General features: G+C 32.8%; 21 protein-coding genes and 2 pseudogenes. 12 read left to right on the forward strand and 11 right to left on the reverse strand.

Annotated elements, in window-relative coordinates; translation table 11 throughout:
• Nucleotides 1-9: 9 nt before the first annotated feature.
• Entirely contained in the window at nucleotides 10-849 is an 840-nt protein-coding gene (locus ACPWTF_RS16535) for a DUF6268 family outer membrane beta-barrel protein (RefSeq protein WP_427872196.1), read from the reverse strand.
• A 231-nt stretch (nucleotides 850-1,080) separates the two neighbouring features.
• Between ACPWTF_RS16535 and ACPWTF_RS16540 the strand changes: the two genes are divergently transcribed.
• Both ACPWTF_RS16540 and ACPWTF_RS16545 read left to right on the forward strand, forming a co-directional pair.
• Entirely contained in the window at nucleotides 1,081-2,409 is a 1,329-nt protein-coding gene (locus tag ACPWTF_RS16540; RefSeq protein ID WP_427872197.1) for a DUF4270 family protein, read from the forward strand.
• Complete coding sequence (locus ACPWTF_RS16545) at nucleotides 2,410-3,645, forward strand: aromatic hydrocarbon degradation protein (protein WP_427872198.1); 1,236 nt, start codon at nucleotides 2,410-2,412, stop codon at nucleotides 3,643-3,645.
• Between the two features lie 4 nt (nucleotides 3,646-3,649).
• Here the strand turns inward: ACPWTF_RS16545 and murI are convergent, their stop codons facing one another.
• From murI to ACPWTF_RS16585, 8 genes and pseudogenes are all read right to left on the reverse strand, one after another.
• Entirely contained in the window at nucleotides 3,650-4,426 is a 777-nt protein-coding gene (gene murI, locus ACPWTF_RS16550; protein WP_427872199.1) for a glutamate racemase, read from the reverse strand.
• Between the two features lie 146 nt (nucleotides 4,427-4,572).
• Nucleotides 4,573-5,076 carry an OmpH family outer membrane protein gene (locus tag ACPWTF_RS16555; protein WP_172426837.1) on the reverse strand — a complete coding sequence of 168 codons (504 nt, stop codon included), beginning with the start codon at nucleotides 5,074-5,076 and terminating at the stop codon, nucleotides 4,573-4,575.
• Between the two features lie 14 nt (nucleotides 5,077-5,090).
• Nucleotides 5,091-6,125, reverse strand: a complete 1,035-nt coding sequence (locus ACPWTF_RS16560; RefSeq protein WP_379796150.1) for an OmpH family outer membrane protein — start codon at nucleotides 6,123-6,125, stop codon at nucleotides 5,091-5,093.
• 42 nt (nucleotides 6,126-6,167) lie between these two features.
• A pseudogene (locus tag ACPWTF_RS16565) lies at nucleotides 6,168-8,920 on the reverse strand (BamA/OMP85 family outer membrane protein).
• Nucleotides 8,853-9,593, reverse strand: a complete 741-nt coding sequence (locus ACPWTF_RS16570) for an isoprenyl transferase (RefSeq protein ID WP_427872200.1) — start codon at nucleotides 9,591-9,593, stop codon at nucleotides 8,853-8,855. The pseudogene ACPWTF_RS16565 and the gene ACPWTF_RS16570 overlap by 68 nt, the downstream one beginning before the upstream one ends.
• A 3-nt stretch (nucleotides 9,594-9,596) precedes the next feature.
• Complete coding sequence (locus ACPWTF_RS16575) at nucleotides 9,597-10,289, reverse strand: DUF6089 family protein (protein WP_427872201.1); 693 nt, start codon at nucleotides 10,287-10,289, stop codon at nucleotides 9,597-9,599.
• A 173-nt stretch (nucleotides 10,290-10,462) separates the two neighbouring features.
• Nucleotides 10,463-11,347: an NAD kinase gene (locus tag ACPWTF_RS16580; protein ID WP_427872202.1), complete on the reverse strand. Its 885-nt coding sequence runs from the start codon at nucleotides 11,345-11,347 to the stop codon at nucleotides 10,463-10,465.
• Nucleotides 11,348-11,446: 99 nt separating this feature from the next.
• Nucleotides 11,447-12,106 (reverse strand): CBS domain-containing protein, encoded by a 660-nt coding sequence (locus ACPWTF_RS16585; protein ID WP_250834099.1) that lies wholly within the window; start codon nucleotides 12,104-12,106, stop codon nucleotides 11,447-11,449.
• A 115-nt stretch (nucleotides 12,107-12,221) separates the two neighbouring features.
• On the opposite strand from ACPWTF_RS16585, the gene ACPWTF_RS16590 reads away from it, so the two are divergent.
• From ACPWTF_RS16590 to ACPWTF_RS16600, 3 genes are all read left to right on the forward strand, one after another.
• Nucleotides 12,222-12,935, forward strand: coding sequence for a pyridoxine 5'-phosphate synthase (locus tag ACPWTF_RS16590; RefSeq protein WP_427872203.1), 714 nt, complete (start codon nucleotides 12,222-12,224; stop codon nucleotides 12,933-12,935).
• A 79-nt stretch (nucleotides 12,936-13,014) separates the two neighbouring features.
• Nucleotides 13,015-15,282 (forward strand): TonB-dependent receptor plug domain-containing protein, encoded by a 2,268-nt coding sequence (locus ACPWTF_RS16595; protein ID WP_427872204.1) that lies wholly within the window; start codon nucleotides 13,015-13,017, stop codon nucleotides 15,280-15,282.
• A gap of 6 nt (nucleotides 15,283-15,288) precedes the next feature.
• On the forward strand, nucleotides 15,289-16,155 hold the full coding sequence (locus ACPWTF_RS16600) for a DUF4249 domain-containing protein (RefSeq protein WP_427872205.1): 867 nt from the start codon (nucleotides 15,289-15,291) through the stop codon (nucleotides 16,153-16,155).
• Nucleotides 16,156-16,190: 35 nt separating this feature from the next.
• Here the strand turns inward: ACPWTF_RS16600 and ACPWTF_RS16605 are convergent, their stop codons facing one another.
• Entirely contained in the window at nucleotides 16,191-16,853 is a 663-nt protein-coding gene (locus ACPWTF_RS16605; protein WP_427872206.1) for a hypothetical protein, read from the reverse strand.
• Nucleotides 16,854-16,962: 109 nt separating this feature from the next.
• Entirely contained in the window at nucleotides 16,963-17,604 is a 642-nt protein-coding gene (locus tag ACPWTF_RS16610) for a hypothetical protein (RefSeq protein ID WP_427872207.1), read from the reverse strand.
• A gap of 211 nt (nucleotides 17,605-17,815) precedes the next feature.
• Between ACPWTF_RS16610 and ACPWTF_RS16615 the strand changes: the two genes are divergently transcribed.
• The 7 genes and pseudogenes from ACPWTF_RS16615 (at nucleotide 17,816) to ACPWTF_RS16645 (ending at nucleotide 24,955) form a co-directional block, all read left to right on the forward strand.
• A complete protein-coding gene (locus tag ACPWTF_RS16615; RefSeq protein WP_427872208.1) occupies nucleotides 17,816-18,580 on the forward strand; it encodes an alpha/beta fold hydrolase in 765 nt (254 codons plus the stop codon).
• A 54-nt stretch (nucleotides 18,581-18,634) separates the two neighbouring features.
• A complete protein-coding gene (locus ACPWTF_RS16620; RefSeq protein ID WP_250834093.1) occupies nucleotides 18,635-18,979 on the forward strand; it encodes a phage holin family protein in 345 nt (114 codons plus the stop codon).
• A gap of 112 nt (nucleotides 18,980-19,091) precedes the next feature.
• Nucleotides 19,092-20,414: a trigger factor gene (locus ACPWTF_RS16625; protein WP_427872209.1), complete on the forward strand. Its 1,323-nt coding sequence runs from the start codon at nucleotides 19,092-19,094 to the stop codon at nucleotides 20,412-20,414.
• Between the two features lie 326 nt (nucleotides 20,415-20,740).
• Complete coding sequence (gene clpP, locus ACPWTF_RS16630) at nucleotides 20,741-21,415, forward strand: ATP-dependent Clp endopeptidase proteolytic subunit ClpP (protein ID WP_095927869.1); 675 nt, start codon at nucleotides 20,741-20,743, stop codon at nucleotides 21,413-21,415.
• 164 nt (nucleotides 21,416-21,579) lie between these two features.
• Nucleotides 21,580-22,812 (forward strand): ATP-dependent Clp protease ATP-binding subunit ClpX, encoded by a 1,233-nt coding sequence (gene clpX / locus ACPWTF_RS16635; protein ID WP_095927868.1) that lies wholly within the window; start codon nucleotides 21,580-21,582, stop codon nucleotides 22,810-22,812.
• A 131-nt stretch (nucleotides 22,813-22,943) separates the two neighbouring features.
• Nucleotides 22,944-24,212 (forward strand): annotated as a pseudogene (locus ACPWTF_RS16640) (IS3 family transposase).
• 104 nt (nucleotides 24,213-24,316) lie between these two features.
• The gene (locus tag ACPWTF_RS16645; RefSeq protein ID WP_427872210.1) at nucleotides 24,317-24,955 is read left to right on the forward strand and encodes a murein L,D-transpeptidase catalytic domain-containing protein; all 639 of its coding nucleotides are present in this window, start codon (nucleotides 24,317-24,319) and stop codon (nucleotides 24,953-24,955) included.
• Nucleotides 24,956-25,033 lie beyond the last annotated feature (78 nt).

The following is a 25,033-nucleotide window of genomic DNA, read 5'->3' on the forward strand; positions in this document are numbered from 1 at the left end:
ATTTAATATTTATTGTTTGTATTTGATCCCTATTCCTAAAACGTAACCATTTCCGCTATTATAGTCATATACTTTATGGTCACTGTTATCTAGTAAATTGTATTTTTTGTTGAAATCGTAACCAGCTTTAAAATTTAAAAACCAATTGCCAGTAACATTTCTTTCATATTCTAAAGCCGATGTCATTTGCGATAAAACTGCTTTTTCGGCATTATTATCTTTATTTGTTTCATCCAAATGATAGAAATTTCCATTAAAACTATTCGTCATACTGAATTGGTTTCGATCATTATTAGAATAAGAAATTCTCGAATCTGGAAACCCAATTTTAAAATCGGTTTGCTCATTCATTTTATAATCAAAAACCACAATCGGCGTTATTTTTGGGGCTCCAAAAATCGATGTTCTGCCAGCTCCGACAATTAAATTTATTTTTGAAGTCAACTGTTGGCTTACTGTCAAACTTCCTAGAACTGTCAGGTTCGAAAAGTCCAGTTTACTCTGGAAATTTGCTGTCGGAATTACAGAAAATTGCCATTTTGTTTTTTCTGATATTTCAGACGAATATTCGAATTTGTTTTGAACTTGATTGAATTTATCCTCATCCGCATAAAAATTATAGGGATTGAATTCGTAATTCACCTTCAAATTAGAATATTCTAACGTGTTTGTTATTTTGCTTTTTGTTCCTAGTTTCTTCTCATAAAAAACAGCAACATCTGTTTCGCTAAAATTTATCTTTTCTGTTGGCTCAGTTTTAAAATTTGCCGTAGCGCCAAAGTTTTCCTGAGCTTTTAAACCTAAAAACGAAATCAAAAAAAGAGAACAAACTAAAAACCTTACTTTCATTATTTATTTTATTGGTTCAAAATTAGATGGATGGAGCCCTTAAAAAAAAGAAGATATATGTATGAGGCGTTTTGATAGACAAAATCGCTGTTTTTAAGGCCGAATTAAAATTTGAGAAGAGAATTCAGATTATAGATCGTTTTGCGCAATTTGTAGCTTAAAAAAGCGCGGTAGTATATGTTATAGTGTGTTGCCAAAGTGCACAATTTATATTTGCCCAAAAATTAAATTATGCACAAGTTTATATTGATACTGCTTTTTGTATTTACCCTATTTTCATGCGGTACAGATACAGATACTGGAGAATTTACCGTTGGTTCAGATTATCTGGCTTTAAGCAATAAAGTGATTATGATAGATACTGTGACAGTAGAAATGTCAACCATCAATTTTGACTCGCTGGTAACTTCGGCTAAAAACAGAATCTTGGTTGGAAATTATGATGATCCTGTTTTTGGAAAAGTAAAATCAAACAGCTATTTTCAGGTTTCAAGCAATATTTATACCTTAAATAGTTCAGGCTCTGATACTGAATCGGTAAATTATGTTTTCGATTCTATTTCGATGATTCTGAAATATGATAAATATTATTACGGAGATACTACAAAAGTTCAAACATTTGATATTCATCGTTTGCTTCAAAAAATTAAGGCCAATACTGGCGAGAGTGATTTATACAACAATTCGGCATTTAATTATAGTTCTGAAAGCTTGGGAAAGATATCCTTTATGCCAAGACCAACACAAAAGGACTCTATAAATATTAAAATGGATGATGAGTTTGGAGAAGATCTCTTTCAGAAACTTAAAAAGAAAGAAGTTACAGATTTAGATAGTTTTACCGAATATTTAAAAGGACTTGTTTTGGTTCCAGACACATCCAATTCTTCTAGTGTAATCGGATTTAGTGGGGGAAACAGTAAAGTTAGATTGTATTATTCAAAATATAAAGGAGATGCAGATCAAGCTTCTTATTATCTCGATTTTACAATTATTGACAACACAAAACAGTTCAATTCTATTTCTCTGGATAAAACGGGAACAATACTGCAAAATCTTCCCGTTTCTAGCAGTAACCTTTCTAGTAAGTTAACCAATAATCAAGGATTTATTCAGTCAGGAACAGGAGTTGCTTGTAGGGTTGAATTTCCGAATATCAAGCAGTTTAAAAATATCTCAACTAATGGAGCTATTGTAAATGCAGAATTAGTCGTGAAGCCAATCAACAATTCTTATTCTGATAAATATCCTCTGGCAGATTCTTTGGCGGTTTATATTGGTGATAATTTAAATCGAATAAGCGGAACATTGGTGAATTCTGCAGGAACCACTGTCTATGGAATATTGAATAAAAAGAGCGACGAGTTTAATGAAAATGTAGGGTATACAATTCCAGTTGGCGCTTTTCTTCAAAAAGAAATGCTTAAGCAAGCTGATGCTAGATCATCGCTTATTCTCACATTACCCTCAATTTCTAAATCGGTTAACCGAATTATTTTAGGGAATCAAAAACATGTCGACAACAAAATTCAGCTCAAAATTTATTACATCTCTTACTAAATGAAAAATAAAATTGTTTTATGGAGTTGCTTCCTTTTAATGTCGCTGACTTCATTTTCTCAAAGTATCTCAAGTTCTCCATATTCACTTTATGGTGTCGGAAGTTTGTACGATTCAGATTTTGGTAATCTGCCTTCAATTGGTGGTTCTGGAATTGCTTTGCCTTCAGATACTTTTATTAATAATCTAAATCCAGCATCTTTAGGATTTATGTATCAGAATCACTTTCTTTTTGATATTGGAGGGAAAGCCATTGCGACAACTTATCAGAGCAGTACTCGTACAGAAAAGCGAAATAATTTTCAATTTTCTCATTTGGCTTTTGCTTTTCCAGTTACTAAAAATTCTGGTTTTAGTTTAGCACTTCGTCCTTATTCTAGTTCGGTGTTTAAGATTTCAAATTTAAAACTTCCCATTGCCGATAGTCAGGAATATTATTATGTGACGGCACAGGGATCTGGAGGTTTAAACAATTTGGATTTTTCATACGGATATAGATTTGGAAAAAAATTAACATTGGGAGCAACAGGAACGTTTCTTTTTGGAAATACAGTAGACGATCGTGCTTTTTTGATTTCGAATGCCATTACGACCATACATAAAAAAACAGATTATAATGGCGTACGCGCAACATTAGGGGGGCAATTCAAAATAGATTCTACTTTTACAATCGGGACAACAGTTAAAGTTCCGTCAAGAATAAAAGCGTCCAAAGTGCAGTCGGTAGCAAGTATTGCAGATGAAGTGGAGACTGCTGTAGAAACCAATGTAGCTACAGATACAGACGATTATTACATGCCTTTAGAGCTAGGTTTTGGAGTCAGTAAACGATTTAAAAATAATTTGAATCTAACTTTAGATTATGAGAAGAGTTTCTGGGATAGCACAAAGCAATCTGAACTTTATGGAGAATTTGTAAATCAAGACCGTTTTGCACTCGGAATTTCCTATAATGCTAAAAAGAATATTAGGAAATATTGGGATAGAGTAGGGTATTCTGCAGGTGTAAATTTTGATAATGGCTATCTTGAAGTTGATAAACATCGTGTCAATAATGCGTCTGTTTCTATTGGATTAAACTTGCCAATTGAAAACACATTTTCGTCACTTAACATTTCGTATTCTTATGGGCAGAAAGGCCGAATTGCAAATGATTTAATAAAAGAAAATTACCATAAAATATCAATCAATTTGTCGTTGGACGGAATTTGGTTCGTCAAGCGAAAGTTTGAATAATGATTTAAAAGTCTTTTTTGATTACAGGATATTTATGTTCTAAAATTGACTCCAAAACTTTTGGGTTTGAGTTGACATAAAATATAGGATCATGATCTGTACTTTCAGAAAAACCAACTTTATCACGCAGCAGATTTTTAGTCTGACGCGCAACAGCTTCTCCTGAATCTATTATTTTAATATGATCTGGGAGAATTTTTTTTATCTGAGGAATTAGATAAGGGTAATGGCTGCATCCTAAAACCAAATAATCAATATTAGCTTCAATCATAGGTTGCAGATATGATTCTAATAACTGAGTCATTTCTGGCGAGTACAAATTGCCATCTTCAATTAGCTGTACAAGTCCGTGTCCTACTTGCTCAATGATTTTTGTATTTTGAAACATCTCAGCAGTTTTATTAAACAATTCGCTGTTGAGAGTTCCTTTTGTAGCTAGAATTCCAATTACCTGTGTTTGAGAATTGTTTGCAGCAGGTTTAATAGCGGGCTCAATTCCAACAAATGGAACATCATAATCTGCACGAAGTTCAAATATGGCATTTGTAGTTGCAGTGTTACACGCTACAACAATTAGTTTGCAATTATTCTCTAGTAGAAATTCTACGTTTTTTTTGCTTAATGCAACAATCTCTTCTTTGGTTCTTTGCCCGTAAGGAGCATTTTTACTGTCAGCCAAATAAATGGTTTTTTCGTTTGGAAGAAGATCATGAATAGCGCTCCATATGGAAGTTCCGCCAATACCAGAATCAAAAACGCCTATAGGATTATTGTTTATCATAAAGCAAATTTAATATTTTTTACTATAATTCGTTATTCTAAGTTAAGTCAAATCTTGAAATAATTCCAAAGATTACTTTTAAATTTTTGTAAAAAAAAACTGCTCAATTGTCTAATTGAGCAGTTTAATTATAGAGATTTAATTTCTTAGAATCCTAAATCTTTTTTAACGTCAGCAGTGATGTTTGGACCATCAGCTAATAATAAAGTAGAACCGTCTAAAACATATTGGAAACCTTTAGCTTTTCCTACTTTTTGAATAGAAGTTCTAACTTTTTCCATTAATGGTTTTACGATGTCAGTTTCTTTTTGTTGTAATTCTTTTTGAGCATTGTCTCTGTAGTCAACAATTCTCTTTTGCATATCTTGAACCTCTTTAGAACGCTCACCGTTTACAGCATCAGTTACAGTTGCAGCTTCAGCTTCGTACTTTTTGATTTTTACTTGATATTCGTCAACCATTTTTTTGTATTCAGCATCATATGTACCACTTAATTTTTGCAGTTGATTTTGAGCATCTAGCATAGCAGGCATTTTCGACATGATCTCGCTTACATCAACATGAGCTACCTTCGCTTGTGCGTTCATTGTGTTACTTGCTCCTAAAATAAGAATTGCAGCAATTAGTAAAGTTTTGATTTGTTTCATCATTTTTAAAATATTAATTAATTATTGGTCGTATTTGTTTTTTGCGATTCGGCTTCTTTTGCTTTTTTAGCCGCTTCTCTTTCTTCTAAAATTTTCTTTCTTCTTTCTTCCAATTCTTTTTTACGTTGTTCGTAAAGTAATTGTCTTTCTTCTGCTTTTGTCATTCCAGACTGTTCAGCTGAAGGTGTCTCTCCATTAGCATCAGGCGTTGCTGTTTTTGCAGTCGAGTTTGTATTAACAGCACCACTCGTTGCAGCAGGAACGGCTGTTGTTGTAGCTGTTCCAGAAACCGTGCCATTTTTTTTCGCGTCTCTCTCTTCTTGCAGAGCTTTTCTTCTATCGTCGTATTCTTTTCTCTTAGCCTCTTGCTCTAGTTTTCTATCTTGAATAAGCTTTTCTCTAGCAGCTCTTTTCTCGTCAAGTGCTTTTTGGCGGTCAGCCATTGCTGGATTTTCGTCAATTGCATTCTCAAGATTTTCTTTAACTTCTTGCTCTTTCAATTGTTTTTTTGTCAGCTGCTCACGTTTTTCAGTACGGTTTAAGATTCTTAAAACCTGATCGCTAATATCAAATCTTTTATTGCTAAAAAGCATGGTAAGATCTGATGATTTGTCAAAAACAAAATCGTAATTTTTTGCTTCTGCGATATCTTGTACAGCAGTAAAAACCTGATCCTGTATTGGCTTTGCCAAAGCCGCTTTTTGTCTCATTAGATTTCCGTCAGAACCAAATTGTTTCTGCTGATAATCCATCATTTCTTGTTCAAGAAACTTAATTTCAGTTTCTCTTTCTTCTATTAATTCTTTTGTAAGTAAAGCTTTTTCTGTCTTTAAGCCTTCCTTCAAATTATTTATATTTAATTTTTTGGCCTCTACCTCTTGTTTCCACTTTTGAGCCTTTTGCTCTAATTGGGATTTAGCTTCTTTATAATCGGAAACATTTTCTAAAATATATTCCATGTCGATGTAGCCAATTCGAGTAGTCTTACCTTGTGCCTGACTTGTATTTGCTACAATCAAGGCTAAAAATATAAATAAAAATTGTTTTCTCATAACATAACTTTATTTGATGATTTTTAACCAAACGTTATTTCTTTAAAATTGTTGTCCAATGATAAAGTGTGTTTCCCAACCATTAGCTTTTGTTTGTCCTGGAAGAGCGTCAAACCCGTAACCAAAGTCAATACCCAATAATCCAAATGCAGGCATGAATACACGTAAACCAGCACCAGCAGAACGGTTTAAGTCGAATGGGTTATAATCTTTGAACGTTGGGTATGATGAACCTGCTTCTAAGAACGTTAATGCAAAAATAGAAGCCGATGCTTTTAATGTAATTGGGTAACGTAATTCCATAGAGAATTTGTTGTAAATCGTTGCTCCAATTGCATCACCATTTGCATTTACCGGAGTTAAAGAGTTGTTTGGATAACCTCTCAACTGAATAGTCTCTCTACCATCCATTGAGTAGTTTGCCATACCGTCACCTCCTAAGTAAAAACGCTCAAACGGAATCACACCTCTTTCTTGGTTATAAGCCCCTAAGAAACCAAATTCAGTAAGTGTTCTTAATACTAATTTCCCATAAACTTTAGTATACCAGTCTCCTTTAAATTTAATTTTATAGTACTCTAACCAGTTGTATTTTTTCTGATCGACTTTTGCTACATCTGTATCAGCACTTGCAAAATCAAATCCAACACTTACATAACCAGATGTTCCATTTATAGTTTCTGTTTTAACATAATCACCAGTGTTAAGTGGTTTTCCGTCTATACCACTTCCAGATGTTCCTGTATATTGTGTTTTGTATTCCTTTTCATTTTGTAAATTACCATAATCAACACCGTTAAATAATGAATATGGAGGTGTAACTTTAGCACTAATACTAAATTCAGAACCATAAGTAGGGAATATTGGGTTTACCCCTTTATTACTTCTTGAAAGCCCGATTGTATACGCTAAGTTTCTTGATGCACCATTACCAAAAGTAAATAAACCTGTGTTATAATTGTTCAAGTCATAGTGCTGATAACTTACAGATTGTGATAATACGAAGTAATCATCTGGCACCGTTAATCTTTTTGCTAACCCAACTTGGATTGTAAAAATATTAAAACTTTTGCTTCTATCAACAGTTCTAGTGATGTAATTGTTAAGAAATTGCTTACTGTATGAAATAGACGAACTAAACTGTACAGGTTTCTTACCCCCAAACCATGGCTCTGAGAAAGATAAACTGTAGGTTTGGAAATAGGTGCTTCCTTGTAAACGAAGTGCAACTTTTTGTCCGTCTCCCATTGGTAAAGGCTTATAAGCTTCTTTGTCAAAGAGCTTTCGTGCCGAGAAGTTATTAAACGAAAGTCCCAATGTACCAATGAAACCTCCACCGCCATAACCTCCTTGAAGTTCGACCTGGCTCGATCCTTTTTCTACTACATTATACTCAATATCAACAGTTCCAGCTCCAGCATCTACGTTTTTAAACTTAGGATCAATGGCCTCAGGATCAAAGAAACCTAATTGTCCAATCTCACGAATGGTTCTAACTAATTGTTCTTTACTATATTTTTCACCTGGTTTTGTTCTTAACTCACGGTAAATAACGTGGTCGTTTGTTTTGTCGTTTCCAACAACCGTAATTTTATTGAAATAAGCGATAGGCAACTTTCTGTAACTCTAATCTCAAAATCAATAGTGTCATTAACTGTTTTTACCTCTACAGCGTTGATGTTAGAGAATAAATAACCATTGTTTTGGTATAAATTCGTAATATCTTCTGCGTCTGGTTTAGTCTTATCGGCAATTCTTTTTTCTAGTAAAACTCCGTTGTAAGTTTCTCCTTTTTTGATTCCTAAATAACGGCTTAGAAGCTGATCTGAATAAACAGTATTTCCTAGGAATTTGATGTTTCCGAAGTAATATTTATTTCCTTCTTCTACATTAATCTTAATTGCAAGGGTATTTTTTTGCTTGCTGTATTGAACAGAATCGTAGATAATACGGGCATCACGATATCCTTTTTCTTTGTAGGCAGCAATTACTTTTTCTAAGTCAGTTTTGTATTTCTCTGGAATGAATTTAGAAGCTTTAAATACACGAATGAAATTTTTCTGTTTCGTGTCTTTCATTGCGGCGCGCAATTGATTGTCAGTAAGCTGTTTATTGCCTATGAAATCAATACTGCTAATTTTAACTTTATCTCCTTTATCTATTCTAACAAGCATATTAACTTGATGTCCGTTAATAGTGTCAGGAGTGTTTGTTATAGTAACTTTCGTATTATAAAAACCTTCTTTTTTGTATTTGTTTTCGATGTAATTTTTTGTCGTAGTAATTAAGTTTTCGTTGACAATTTTGTTCTTTGTCAGGTTATTATCTTTAATTAATCCTTCGATTTTGCTTTTCTTAACACCAACGATTTTAACTTCGTTTAATTTAGGAAGCTCCACAATATCTAAGTCTAAATAGATACTGTCGTTTTCTACTTTGTTAACATAGAAAGCGATTTCGTCAAAAAGTCCTAGTTTACCTAATTTTTTAATTGCGCTACTGATTTCTTCTCCAGGCACAGTAATTTCTTGACCTTTTTGAAGTCCTGAAAAGGTTACAACAGTTTGCTCATTGAAGCTTATTTTACCAACAACAGAAACTTTAGCTAGAATATATTTTTTTCCTTGATCAAAAGGAACTCTTTCTTGTGCTTTGACTTGTGAAAAACTACCCAGTAATAAAAGGGCACAGATTATTTGTGGTATTCTTTTTTGTAACACTAAAAAATTATTTAATTTGTTCACTGGTTTTTCCAAATCTACGTTCTCTTTTTTGATAACTAATAATAGCCTCATATAAATCTTGGTCTTTAAAGTCTGGCCACAAGACATTAGTAAAATATAATTCTGCATAGGCAATCTGCCACAGTAAAAAATTACTTATTCTATGTTCTCCACTTGTTCGTATTAATAAATCTACGTCTGGTAAATTTTGCGTGTAAAGATGCTCATTTATAATTGAATCGTCAATAGTGTCTATTGAAATTATATTATTTTTAACTTTATCACTAATTGACTTTATGGCATTTACTAATTCTTCTCTAGAGCCGTAGCTTAAAGCAAGAGTAAGAGTTAAGCGAGTATTGTTTTTCGTTTTTTCTATAACATCCAAAAGTTCTTTTTGGGCTGTTTTGGGTAATTTGTCAAGATTTCCGATTGCGTTGAGACGAATATTGTTTTCTTGAAGCGTAACAAGCTCTTTCTTTAATGAATTGATCAATATTTTCATCAATGCCTGAACTTCCAATTTAGGACGATTCCAATTTTCTGTAGAAAAAGCATATAAGGTTAAATATTCAATACCAAGCTTAGCTGAAGTTTTGATTATTTCTTTTACAGATTTTGTACCGTTTTCGTGGCCAAATGCGCGCAAAAAACCTTGTTGTTTTGCCCATCGTCCGTTACCGTCCATAATAATGGCCAGATGCTTAGGTAAGTTTGTGTGATCTATTGATTCTAGTAAATTCATTTTTTAGTATGCGCAATAGCATGGTTTCTTTCCAAAGGTATACGTTAATGTCATACCTGAAAAAATATACCAGTCATTATTATTTAAATTTCCAAATTTCATGATATTTGGACTGCTTGTATTAGGATTACTTCCGTCAAGATTATCTGTAAAGGTGTAGCGCGCACCAACTTCAGCGGCTAAAACAAAACGTGGTGATATATTTGATTTTATACCTAATATAATAGGTATAGCAACCGAGCTTTGATTTTTTAGCTCGTATATAGTGTTTGGACTTGAAGTATATCGGTATAAATTATTGTAGAAAAAGTAATTTAGACCGGTAAATACATAAGGTGTTATTTTGGTGTGATAATCGTGAAGATTAAAATCAAAAAAATTGAATTCTAAACCAGCAGAAAGCTCTTTTATATCATTGTCAAAACGATAGCCTCTCTGATTTCTTCCAGTTTCATCTGATTTATAATCATTTCCACTAATGTTTGATTGTGTATAAGAGAAGCGCCATGCATGTCTCGGACTTCTGTTCCATTTGTAAAGAACTCCAAAAGCTAGCTTTTCTGGGGCTATGTAAGTGGTTTTTCCAACATCACCTACAAAGTTGCTTCCGCCAAGAAAGACACCAAGCTCATGGATTTGAGCATTAAGTGTAATAAAGGGGAAAAAACATAACAATAAATTAAAAATTTTCTTCATTTAATTCAAAATTGCGTGCAAATATAATAATTATCAATACGAATCAAAGTTCCTTTGGTTAAATGTGCTTTTTTTTCAATTTACGATATGATTTAGAGCCATTTAATGATGATTCACTACATGCAGAACGAGAAAATGTGGTATTATCGTATAGTGAAGAATCAGAAAAGAGTTTAATTTCTTTTATCTTCTCCCCAGAGCAGTTTGTTTCTTAAGGTCTTTAAGAAAGTTTCGCCTGGTATTTCAACCATTTTAATTTTGTAATCTGTTTTTTTAATCTTTAAAATAGACTCGTTTTTTACAGAAGAAATTCTCGAGTCTAAAGAAACCAAATATTGGTCTTCTCTTCCTGTTACTCGAAGTGTAATTTCGGTATCGTCTGGAATAACAAGCGGTCTGGCAGTTAAATTGTGAGGGGCAATTGGCGTAATAACTAAACTTTTTACATCTGGGGTTAAAATGGTGCCGCCGCAGCTTAGAGAATATCCAGTAGAACCAGTTGGTGTAGAAATGATTAATCCGTCGGCCCAATAAGAGTTTAAATATTCGTTGTTCAAATAAGTCTCCACTGTAATCATCGAGGTTGTATCTTTTCTACTCACTGTAACTTCGTTCATAGCGAAATTAAGTTCTTTAAAGGCTTCATTAAAAGGTTCGCATGTAATTCCTAATAAAGTTCTTTCAGAAGTGGTATAGTTTTGATCTATTACATATTGCAATAAACTTTCGATATTTTCTTTTTGAACTTTAGCAAGAAATCCTAAACGTCCAGCATTTATACCTAATAAAGGAACGCCAGAATTACGAACAAAAGCAGCGGCTCTTAAAATCGTTCCATCACCTCCAATACTAATCAGCATTTCGAAACTATTGTCTAAAGCAGTACTTGGCGAAAAAGTTTTGTATTCTTTTTTTACAAGCTGTTTTTCATAAAGCATATTCAGGAAGTTTTCTTCAATTACCATTTCGACGTTATTGGTATTGAAGAATGAGAAAATGTCTTTTATGATAGGTTCAGTGCTATTCTGATAGTATTGTCCGTAAATGGCTATTTTCATTCTTTGTAAATTAGATAATTTGTCAATGTGTCAATTAGATAATTTGGAAAATGCGAAAATTATCTAATTAACTAATTCTCCCATTGGCACATTCATAATTTATATGTTGAGATATTTGTCTAAATAATCTGATCGCTCTTTTAAGCTGTTGATATAGTTGTCCTCTTGATGTTCTGAAATAATTTCGTATCCGTATCTTCTATACGTCTGGATTATTTCATTGATTGCTCCTAAGCCTATTTTTACTGTAATCTGAACATTTTCTGTATCAGCTTCAGAAACAAAACAGCCTAAAATCTTACCATTATTGCTTTCTACAATTTGGGTTACTTCGCTCATAGAATAATCCAAAAGCCCTTTCTGAACAATAATAATTGCACCTGGTTCTTTTAAAAACGGAGTTTCCTGAAAAAACTTCATGATATCTTCCATTTCATAGTAGCCTATGTAAGTATTGTTTTCGTCAAGAATAGGAAGAATATTGGTATGATTTTTTGCAAAAACTTCTAGAACATCTAACCAAATCATAGATTTTCGCGCAAAAAAACGTTCCAAAGTATATTTGTAATCAATTGCTTTTTTATCAATGTCAAATGTTTCAACATCATCAGAAGAGATGCTTCCGATGAAAATACCATCTTCTAAAATCGGAAAATGAGAAAAATTTACATCGATAAAAAAGTCCTGAATCGAAGCAATCGTTTCCTGACTGTCAATCGCTCTGAAATCGTTTGTGATATAGTTTGTAATTTCTGTCATAAATCAATTGAGGATATTTGATGCAAAATAATCAAAAAATACCGAAAACTGCTCTGTTTTACTTTGTATTTTTGTCGTAACAAATATAAGATTACTAGAATTAATATCTATTTATATGACAAAATTAAGTGTAAATATCAATAAAATAGCAACGCTTCGAAATGCTCGCGGCGGAAATGTCCCTGATTTATTAAAAGTAGCTGTAGATATTCAGCGATTTGGTGGGCAAGGAATTACCATTCATCCGCGTCCAGATGAGCGTCATATTCGTTATCAGGATGCACGCGATTTAAAAGCAGTTGTTACTACAGAATATAATATTGAGGGAAATCCACAGCATAATTTTATTGATTTGGTTTTAGAATGCAAACCAGATCAGGTAACCTTAGTTCCAGATGCAATTGGAGCAATAACATCATCTGCAGGCTGGGATACCATCAAAAATCAAGAATATTTAACAGAGGTTATTGGGGAGTTTCAAAGAAACGGAATTAGAACTTCGATTTTTGTTGATCCAATTCTAGAAATGATTGAAGGCGCTAAAAAAACAGGGACAGATAGAATTGAATTATACACCGAATCTTTTGCGCATCAATATAGTTTAGGAAACGAAAAAGGAATTGATCCTTACACAAAAGCTGCAATATTGGCAAACGAATTAGGTTTAGGAATCAATGCTGGACATGATTTAAGCTTAGAAAATATCAAATTTTTCAAAGAAAATATTCCAGGTTTATTAGAAGTTTCTATAGGCCACGCTTTAATTTCAGAGGCACTTTATCTTGGATTGGATAATACTGTAAATATGTATCTGAATAAATTGAAATAAACTTTCTACTTAAAACAATTATAACCTGATACATTTGGGTTATAATTGTTTATTTTCGCACTTTTCTTATTAAAACGAAGTGCTAAAATCTATTTTTTTCTTTCTCTTGTTTTCCTTTTCAGGCCTCTTTGCACAAACTATAAAGATATCTGGAAGTGTAAAATCTTCTGACAGCCAAAATCTTGTTGGCGCAAATGTTTTTTTAGAAATAAATAAAAAACAATGGAATGTTGCTACTGATGTTTTAGGGAATTTTTCAGAAAACATTTCTTCTGGCAGACTTGTTATAAAAGTTAATCATTCTGATTTTATATCAAAAACTATTGAGTTCAATATCCTAAAAGATACCGTGATTGCTGTAGTTTTAGAAAAAGATATTTCTCAGTTAAAAGAGGTGATCGTTTCAGGTGATAAGAAAAATCAAATCAAAACTTTATCTGGCGGAAGACTTTCTTTTAACTTGAAAGAATTAAACGCTGTTCCAACACTTTTGGGAACAACAGATGTGATCAAACTTTTGCAGTTAACGCCTGGAGTACAAAATTCTGGAGACGCAAATGGTTATTTGTATGTTCGTGGTGGTGATCCTGGCCATAATGCGATTTTATATAATGAAACTCCCATTTATGGAATGTCGCATTTATTAGGGATATTTCCTTTTTACAATACAGATCATATTAAAGATGTTGAATTTGACAAATCGAGTTCGAATGCAAAATATGGGGGACGCTTGAGTTCTACAACACTTTTAAATGCCAATAAAAAACTTCCTTCTGAGTTTTCGATTCAAGGGAATGCTGGAATTCTGGCATCGCAGGTAACTTTAGCGGTTCCTGTAAATGACAAAACCGGATTCTATATTTCTGGAAGAAAAACTTATATTGATGAAGTCGTTGGACCGTTGCTAAAATCTGATTCGAAGAATGATGTTCAGGATATGAAATATGGTTTTTCGGATGCCAATATTACTTTTTTGTCTCAAGTCTCAGAAAAGAGTTTGTTTTCTTTAAATGCTTTTTACAGCGCTGATAAACTCAAAATAAAGGATAAAAATTTTGCACTTGACACCGATTTAAAATGGAGTAATTTTACAGTATCGCCATCTTTAACGACCACATTTTCGTCTAAAGTAAGTATGTCTAATACGGTTTATTTTAGCCAATACTTAAATGACTTAAATATGGAGCAGGCAACAATTGAGTTTGGAGTTTCTTCTTATGTAAAGGATTTAGGATTTGCAAATTCAGTAAGGTTTTCAATCCATAATGTTCCGTTTGAATCTGGATTGCAATATGTTTATCATGACTTGCAACCTCAAAAAATAAATGTCGAAAATCTGGCAACAATTGACAATTATTCTCAAAGAAAAATTGATGCCAACGAAGCCGCAATTTTTGTGAGTGCCAAACCTAAATTATTGGAGAATCTAACAGCCGAATTAGGACTTCGAATGAACTACTATATTTCGGGATCTGATTCGTATCTGCATTTTCAACCGCGAGTGGTACTGAATTATTATGCAAACGAAAAGTATTCGTTTTATGCTTCTTACAATAAACAATATCAATATTTAAGTTTGATCACAACTTCGAGTGTTGGTATTCCTACTGATTTTTGGATTGCGAGTTCTGACGGAATTAAACCGCAGTCTTCTAATGAATTTTCTATTGGATCAAATCAAAATATAAGCAGAAGTTTTTCTTCTTCGTTTGGAGGGTTTTATCGTTCGATGAAAAATCTACTCGAATATCCTTATGGAATAACTCAGTTTAATGAAATTACAACTTTAAAGAACGATTTGTATGTTGGAGAAGGTAAGGCATATGGATTTGAAATGATGTTGAAAAAAAGCAATGGAAAATTTACTGGCTGGTTAAGCTATACTTTGAGTTGGTCAGAAAGAAACTTTGATGAATTGAATAATGGCAACACGTATTTTGCAAAATATGATAGACGACATAATCTTTCTGTAGTTGGAATGTATGATTTAAATACAAAATGGAATTTTGGAATAACTCAAATATTTGGTTCTGGAAATAGATTTACAATGCCAACCTCGTGGTATTTTATAAATAATAACCCTGTAAAAGAATATTCGGGATATAATAATGCTCAAATGCCAAATTATATCAGAACAGATCTTTCAGTTAATTATTATTTTATAAAAACCTCTAAGAAAGAAAGCGCTTTAAACTTTTCGATTTACAATACATTTAATTTTTCTAATCCTATATATGTTGTTTTGGATGTCGAAGTAAACGAAAACAAAGATAAAGTTGTGGTAAAGCAAGATGAGAAAGTTTTGTATAGAATTCTTCCTTCGATAAGTTGGAGATTTAAATTTTAAAATGAGATGAAAAAATATATATTGTTTCTTTTGGGTTTATTAGCGGTCGGCTGTTCTAATGATAATTTTAGTGAGCAGAAAAGCATAGAATCTAAAATAGTGGTAGAAGGCTGGATTGAAGAAGGAGATTATGCAAATGTTTTGCTGTCTAGCAGTATTCCGGTAACAGATGGCATTGATTCTACAAACGTTTTAAATCATGTAATTCGATCTGCAAAAATCACAATTTCTGACGGAGAGCATTCAGAAGTTTTAAGAGTAAAAAACGATAGAAACCGTATTCCTCCATTTGTATATTTTGGTTTGACTCTAATGGGGCAGGCAGGGAAAGAATACTCGATTAAAATTGAATATTTAAACCGTGTTGTTGAAGCGACGACGACAATTCCAAAATCGGTACAGCTTAAAAGTGCAGAATACATAAAAAAGAATGCAACAGATACAACAGGATATGTCTTCGTGAAATTTGATGATCCAGTATCTGAAAAAAATTATTATCAAATTGCAACAAAAGTGGAAGGCGAAGAACCCATTTTTGTTCCCTCTTTTTATGGTAATTTAGATGATAAAAATTTCGAAAAGCCTGCCATTGAAATGCAAATCAACAGAGGGATTTTATTGTTTCCTAAAACTAAATTTACACCAAATTTTACTGATGGAGATTTGATTCATGTAAAGTTACGAACCCAAACGAAAGAATCTTTAGACTTCTGGAATAGTTGGCAAAACGAAATTGTGAATGCCAAAAATCCAATTTATCCATCTAATACAAGTTTAAAATCAAATATAAAAGGAGGAATAGGTATTTGGGCTGGGTATGGGCAAAGTAATATAATTATCCAGACTTCTTCTAAAAAAACAAAGCCGATTTGAGTAATTCAAATCGGCTTCATTTTTATTAAAAAGGTTTATTTGCTTTTTGTTTGAAAAGCGCTTGTGAAATCTGTAAATTTAGTATGAAGTGAATTAAATATTTCAGAGAAATAAACATCCATCGCAGCTTCTGTAGTATCATTGAACTTTAAATAAACTACTTCATCAAGATAAGGTTGTGCAAATAGTTCGCCATTAGGGCTCCATGTCCAGTATTTTCCTTGAGCATTCCAAACAGGTAAACTAACAAGATAATCGTCTTCAACTTTTTCAGAACGCAAAACAATATCAGCGATTTTAGTACCGTCTTTTTTAGAAACTAAAGACAATTTCGTGTTTTTGTTAAAGCTAGCTGCTTTTCCTTCAGATATTTTTTTCTCATAGGCATTCAAAGCTGTGTAATAAGCTTTGTAGTCACTTTTAGGATTTTCACCGTCAGGAGATGCAGGGCGAGTATTGTTTTTGTATAAAGCTTCTTTATCGGCAGCGTCAGCAGCTAAATCTGTATTACCAATAACAATAAAGTTATCCATTATTGAAAACAGCGTATTTGCTTTTCCTTTGTATTGGCTTAGTTCTACATTTTCGATCAATTTGTCGATATCAGCATTACTTGCAACATTAAAGTTAATTAAGCTTTTTCCGTTATAAGTAAACAATGCTTTAGAAGTAGTTTCTGTACCTTTCTTACCGCTCATTTCCCAAGTATAACCGTCATTTAAGGCTAATTTGTAGCTGTAATCTTCTGGCGATTTGTTTTGGCTTGAGTATTTTGCATTTGAAGTAAAAGTAGCAGCTTGTGCACCATTAATAGTTAAAAGAGCCTCTACAGTTGATGGTAAGTAAAACCAATCTTGTACAGAAGGAGTAATAGGTCAGGTATTGCTGCGTTTCTGAATTGTAGCCCCACTCAGCATAAGTGTCAACATTTGAAAATTTAATGTTCGAAGAAGTGCTTTTAGATGTTAATATTGCATTGTTTGTAGTTTGTCCTTCTTTTGCAGGGAAAACGAATTTCAATTCTGTAGTTGAAGCAGTTTTAGTCCATGTTTTTTTAGCATCATCCCAAGTATATGTACCATATACGCCCGAAATGTTTAAAACTTCTTCTACACCATTTTGACTTTTTCCGTCAAAAAGATCAATATGTTTAAGGCTAAACAAACGGCCTAAGTTTTTAATAGCTTCGATTGCTCCAGAGGTTTTGCTTTTGTCTAATTGAACAAGCATTTCATTAGCTTCAGCTTCAAATTTTGTTTTTTGCTGTGCAGGAGTAAGGTTTGAATACGGCTGTTTTAATAAAGCTGCAATTTGCTCTTCTATGGTTAGCTCTACTTCTGGTTTTGGGTCTGGTTTTACTTCTGGAATTACTTCATCGCTGTTGTCGCTAGAACATGAAATCATAAGTTGCGAAGCAATCAATGATAATAAAAGTAGTTTTTTGATCATGATTTGTGTTTAAATTAAAATGAAATTTTAGTTTTTATTTCGGGGCGCAAGGTAGCAGATTAAATTCTCTAAACATTACGGGAAACCGTAAGGATGTAAAGTTTTTTTTATTAATATTAATGATCTGAAAATGTTTTATAGATATATCTGTTATCGTCGTAATGGATAAGTTTTTTTACATTTGTAAATAGAATTTTTATAAGCAAATTAAATGTTATACTCAAAAATAGAAGGCGAAGGAAAACCATTTGTTATCATGCACGGATTTCTAGGAATGTCTGATAACTGGAAAACTCTTGCGGGGCAATATGTAGAAGCTGGATTTCAGGTTCATATTTTAGATTTAAGAAACCACGGGCGCAGTTTTCATTCAAACGAATGGAGTTACGAAGCAATGGTTCAAGATGTATACGAATACTGTCAGGCAAATAATCTAACACGAATTGATATTCTTGGACATTCAATGGGAGGAAAAGTAGCAATGCTTTTCGCGACAACGCACCCGGAGATTGTAGATAAATTGATTGTGGCAGATATTGGCCAGAGATTCTACAAACAGCACCATCAGGAGATTTTGGCAGGATTAAATGCGGTTGATTTTTCGGTAAAACCAAGCCGAAATGATGTTGAGGAAATCGTGTCTCAATACGTTCCGGATTTTGGAACACGTCAGTTTTTGTTGAAAAATTTATACTGGAAAGAACCTGGACAATTGGCTTTTAGATTTAATCTTGAAGCTTTTAATAATAATCTGGATGCCATTGGAAAGCCTTTGGCAGACGATTTAGTTTTTAATAACCCGACATTATTTATTCGTGGAGGAAACTCTGGATACATTCAAGATCAAGATTTGGAGGGAATCCGTAAACATTTTCCAAATTTAAAATTAGAAACCATCCCAAATGCTGGGCATTGGCTGCATGCTGAAAATCCGAAAATGTTTTTTGAATTGACAACGGAGTTTTTGAAAGAGTAGTTATTTTTTGATGAAAAATTAGTACTTTTAAATAAATTTTAAACCTGAATAACTATGAAATTATTACTTAGACTTCTTGTTACAGCTGCCTTAGTTTTATTATTGTCAAACATTTTAACTGGAGTAGATGTTAAAAGTTTTGGTACGGCCGTAATTGTTGCAGTAGTTTTAGGATTGCTAAATATCTTCATTAAACCAATTTTGGTATTGCTAACTCTGCCGGTAACGTTTGTTACACTTGGTTTATTTTTATTAGTTATAAATGCTTTGATTATTTTGCTTTGTACAAAAATTGTTGGCGGTTTTGTAGTCGATACATTCTGGACAGCATTAATATTCAGCATTATTTTGTCTATCCTTCAATCTCTTACTTATAAAATATTGGGAGACGATAAATAAAACAATTGAGCAGATTAAAACTGCTTCAAATACAATAGATTAAAAACTTGGTTGGGTTGCAAAAATTTTATAATTTTGCAACCCAATTTTATTATGTAAATTAAAGAAGAAGATGGATATTAAAAGAGTAGCAATAGACGCTGTAAACGAGACGATTGTTATGAACGTTGTTCATATGGATTATAAAGGTCAAGTAGCAAAAAGAATTAACGAAAAAATGCCTTTAGCGCAAGTAAAAGGATTTAGAAAAGGGGCAGTGCCTAAAGATCTTGTTGAAAAACAATACGGAAAAGCTATTAAGCAAGAAGAGATCAAAAAAGTAGTTGATTTGGCTTTAGAGCGTTATATTCAATCTGAAAGATTAAATCTTTTAGGAACTCCTCTTGCTAAAGTAAACGAAAACTTTAACTGGGATGCTGAAGAGTTAACTTTCGAATACGAAATTGGTTTAGTGCCAAACTTCGAAATTGATCTTGAAGCTAAAAATAATATCGTAAAATATATCGTTACTGCAGACGATAAATTAATCGACGGACAAGTGGAGCGTATCCAAAAACAATTTGGAAAAGCAGTTCCTCAAGAAGTTTCTGATGCTAAATCTGATTTAACTGGAACTTTCTCAAACGAAGCAAACGGAATCAATAATACGACTACAATTTCTGTTGATACATTCAGCAAAAAAGCTCAAAAACAATTCACAGGTAAAAAAGTTGGAGATGTAGTTACAGTAAGCACAAAAGGTTTATTTGAAGACGATCACCAATTAATGGATTACTTAAAAGTAGGTCACGAAGGTGTTCACGGTTTAGATGTTGAAGTGAACTTCACAATCGAAGCTATTAACGGTTCTGAGCCAGCTGAATTAAACCAAGAATTATTTGATAAACTTTTTGGTGAAGGAAATGTTGCTTCTTTAGAAGATTTAAAAGCTAAAATTAAAGAAGATGCTGAAGCGCAATTCGCTCAGCAAGCAGACCAAAAATTATTATTAGACGTTCAGGATTTCTTGATCGAAAACACAAAATTCGATTTACCAGCTGAATTCCTTAAAAAATGGTTGCAAACTGTTGGAGAGAAAAAATTAACTCCAGAAGAAGCAGAAGTTGAATACGCAAGATCTGAAAAAGGTTTACGTTTCCAATTAATCGAAGGAAAAGCATTGGCTCAAAGTAATATTCAAATTACATTTGATGACTTAAAAGAGTTTACATCAAATGCAATCAGACAGCAAATGGCTCAATTTGGTCAAACAAACCCAACTGACGAAGAAGTTCAAGGAATCGTGGCTAGAGTTTTATCTAACCAAGACGAAGTGAAAAGACTTTCTGAGCAAGTAGTAGCAGCTAAAATGCTAGATATTTTCAAAGAAAAAGCTAACCCAACTACTAAAGAGGTTACTTACGAAGAATTTATTGCTGCATCTTACGGAGAATAAATTTTAGTCTGAAAGTCAAAAGTTCTAAAGTCGAGAGTTAAGAGATATACTTTTTAAAAATTAAGATTTTATTACAGAAACTGAAAGATAAAAATAATTATATTTGAACGTCAATGGAATTTTTTATTCTGTTGACGTTCTTTTTTTGTTTCAGGTTTGAAGTTGGTAAATGTTTCTTAGAAAAAAAACTTAGAACCTTAGTAACTTAGAATCTTAGCATCTTAAAAAAGACGACAAATTGGCATTTCTTATAAAAAGGTATGAACTTTGTTTAATTCGTTTAAGTCACATGCTGACTTTAGACTTTTCAACTTTAAACTAAAAATATGAACTACGGTAAAGAATTCAAAAAATTTGCTACAAAGCACCAAGGAGTAAACGCAATGTATTACGATAAAATCGTAGCAGCGATGACACCAACAAACATGACTCCATATATTATCGAAGAGCGTCAGCTGAATATTTCTCAATTAGACGTTTTTTCAAGATTAATGATGGACAGAATTATCTTTTTAGGAACTGGTATTGACGATCAGATTGCTAATATTGTTCAGGCTCAGTTGTTATTTTTAGAAAGCGCTGATGCTTCAAAAGATATTCAAATTTATTTAAACTCTCCTGGAGGAAGTGTTTATGCAGGTTTAGGAATTTACGATACTATGCAGTACATCAAGCCAGATGTAGCAACAATTTGTACAGGAATGGCCGCTTCTATGGGAGCAGTTTTATTATGTGCAGGAGCTGCTGGAAAACGTTCTGCACTACCTCACTCAAGAGTAATGATTCACCAACCATCTGGAGGAGCGCAAGGTGTTGCAACAGATATGGAAATCAACTTACGTGAGATGTTGAAATTAAAAGATGAACTATACAACATCATCTCTCAACATTCTGGACAAACTTTTGATAAAGTGCACAAAGACAGTGAGCGTGATTACTGGATGAAAGCAGATGAAGCAAAAGAGTACGGAATGATTGACGAAGTATTAAGAAGAAGCTAAGAATTAGTTTCAGGTCTCATGTTTCAAGTTGCTTCGGCAAATCTGAAACCTGAAACTTTAAACTTTAAACAAAAATATTAAGCTGTAAAGAGCTAAGTTTTTAAGTTTTAGGTCAAAAAGCTTAGAAACTTAGTATCTTTGCAGCTTAGTAACTTAAATATAGAATGGCAAAAGTAGTATTAGAATGTTCGTTTTGTGGAAGAAAGAAGCCAGAAACTAATTTATTAATTGCAGGTATCAATGCACATATTTGTGATAAGTGTATTGAACAGGCTCACGGAATTGTTTTAGAAGAATTAAAATCTAGCGGAAGCGCGAAACTAGTTGGGGACTTAATTTTAAAGAAACCGAAAGAAATTAGAGCTTTTCTAGATCAATATGTTATTGGTCAAGACCAGACAAAAAAAGTGATGTCAGTTGCGGTTTACAATCACTACAAACGTTTAATGCAACAGCAATTAGACGATGAAGTAGAGATCGAAAAAAGTAACATCATCATGGTTGGTCAGACAGGAACTGGAAAAACATTAGTGGCAAAAACTATTGCCAAAATGTTAGATGTGCCGTTAGCAATTGTTGATGCAACTGTATTGACAGAAGCGGGTTATGTTGGAGAAGACGTTGAAAGTATTTTAACACGTTTACTTCAGGCTGCAGATTATGATGTGGCTAAAGCAGAAAGAGGAATCGTATTTATTGATGAGATTGATAAAATTGCTCGTAAAAGCGATAATCCATCAATTACTCGTGATGTTTCTGGAGAAGGTGTTCAGCAGGCTTTATTGAAATTATTAGAAGGAACAGTTGTAAACGTACCGCCAAAAGGAGGACGTAAACATCCAGACCAGAAATTTGTTGAGGTAAATACTCAAAATATCTTATTTATTGCTGGTGGTGCTTTTGATGGGGTAGAACGTATTATTTCAAAACGTTTAAACCGTCAGGCAGTTGGGTACTCAACTTCTAAAAATGCTGACAATATAGATAAAGACAATTTGTTGCAATACATTATCCCAAAAGACATTAAAGACTTTGGTTTGATTCCTGAGATTATTGGACGTTTACCAGTTTTAACGCACATGGATCCTTTGGATAAAGCAACGCTTCGTGCAATTTTGACACAGCCTAAAAATGCGTTGATCAAACAGTATCAGAAGTTATTCTTAATGGATGATGTTGAGTTTACAATTACCGATGAAGCTTTAGATTTTATTGTAGATAAAGCTTTAGAGTATAAACTAGGTGCTCGTGGATTACGTTCTTTATGTGAAGCTATCTTAACAGATGCCATGTACGAACTGCCAACATCTGATGATATTAGTCTGACAATCGACAAAGAATATGCAGAACATACGTTAAGTAAAAACTTATTGAAACGTATGGAAATTGCTTCTTAAATTTTAAAATCAACTTTTTCAAAGATTTAAACTTTGAAAAAGCTCATCTTATAGAACCTGCTCATTTATTTGAGCAGGTTTTTTTTATATATGTCTCGTCCTGAAAAAAGTTGACTATAATTAATCTAATTATGTCATTACCAAGAGAAGAATTTAAAAGAGTTATGCCTATATGCACTTACAGTGAGGCATTCAAAAAACAGGTTGTAAAAGAATTTGAATTGGGATTATTTTGTAAAGCAGATCTACGTCGTCGCTATCAAATCAGAAGCCATAGCTGTATTGATAGTTGGTTAAGAAAATATGGTAAATTTACATATCTGGAAAAACTAACACTGGGACGTCCTATGAAAGATCCTCAATCTCAACGCATCAAAGAACTCGAAGCTCAATTAGCTAAGAAAGAGCAGGAATTACTGGTCTTTAAAAAGTTTATAGAAATAGCCGAACGCGAACTAAAAATCGAGATTGTAAAAAAGTCTGGTTCCAAGCAGTCCAAGAAATAAATCGTATGCACAAGGTTAGTCCTTGTGAAATATGTCGATTGTTTGGATATAGTAAACAGGCTTATTACAAACGAACATCACATCAATTAAAGTTAAGGTCATGACAAAGAATATCTCAAATCTTTGGTAATGTCGGTTCGTCAAAAACTACCAAAAACTGGCGGCAGGAAACTGTATTATATGCTGAAAGATGATTTAAAAAGATATCAAATAAAGATTGGCAGAGATAAATTATTTGATTTTTTACGTGATGAATATTTATTGATTCCTAAAGTTAGAAGATATTATAAAACAACAAATTCAAGGCATTGGATGCGTAAATATCCCAATTTAATAAAAGAAATTAAGCTCAATGAGCCGGAGCAGGTTTGGGTTGCTGATATTACTTATCTAAGAATAAAAGAAAAAACGTACTACCTTCATTTAATAACTGATGCTTATTCAAAGAAGATTGTAGGCTATAATTTATCGGATAATTTAATGGCTTGTTCTACATTAGAAGCTTTAAAGATGGCTGTTAGCAATAGAAAATACAACAGAAATCTTATACATCATTCCGATAGAGGTCTTCAATATTGCAGCAAAGAGTATACTCAGTATTTATCTCAAAGTAAGATCCTTATAAGTATGACACAAAACTATGATCCATATGAAAATGCAATTGCAGAAAGAGTAAATGGCATTTTAAAAGAGGAGTTCGGATTATCGGAAATCTTTGAAGATTTTGAGAACTTAAAAAAGCAAGTCCAGCAATCCATTTTATTTTACAATCAAATCAGAGTGCATTTATCAATAAATATGCTAACTCCAAATCAAGCACATTTACAAAATCAAATTAAACTCAAAACATGGAAAAAAATAAATCGGAACAAAAGTAATTCTGTTCCGATTTAACTAATTTTATATTACTAATCGAGTCAACTTTTTTCAGGACGACTCAATACTTTTTTAATTCTATTTTCGTTTGTGCTTTTGTGTAAATATTTGATATGAAAAGAATGCTTTTTATAATTTGTCTGGTATTTGTTTTTTCTTGTAATAAAGAAAGCGAAAGAATAACTGTTTCTGAAAATAAGTATAAAAGAGAAGCAGTTTCAGAAAATCCTCGTATTGAAGTTAATTACAATAATTATTATAAAGAAGCAGCATACTATTGTAAAGTCAATAATTTAAATCAAGAAAAATTTATTTTGATTGATCTCGGATTGCATTCTGGTTATAAAAGATTTTTTGTTTACGATTTTAAAAAGAAAGCAGTTTCAAAATCTTATATGGTAAGTCACGGCTGTGGAGACAATCAATGGGGAAGAACTTCTTCTAAAGAGAAACCACAGATAAGCAATGAATTTGATTCACATTGTTCTTCACTTGGAAAATATGTTGTTTTAGATCGTGGTGTAAGTCAGTGGGGAATAAAGGTAAATTATGTTTTGCAGGGAAAAGACAAAACAAATTCAAATGCCAGAAGTCGCGCTATAGTTCTGCATTCTTGGGATGCAATTTCAGATAATGAAGTTTATCCCCAAGGAACACCAGAAGGCTGGGGCTGTCCAGCTGTTTCAAACGAAAGCATGAAAGAAATTGACGAACTTTTGAAAACGAATAAAAAAGTTTTATTGTGGGTTGTTAAGTCCTGATTTTGGGTTTTTCTGAAAAACTAAAGCTGCTCAATAGCCCTGATCGAAACGACATCTCCCGATTTAGAAAAACAAGGC

The organism is Flavobacterium sp. MMS24-S5, assembly GCF_050320125.1.
Taxonomy (GTDB): Bacteria; Bacteroidota; Bacteroidia; order Flavobacteriales; family Flavobacteriaceae; genus Flavobacterium; species Flavobacterium tyrosinilyticum.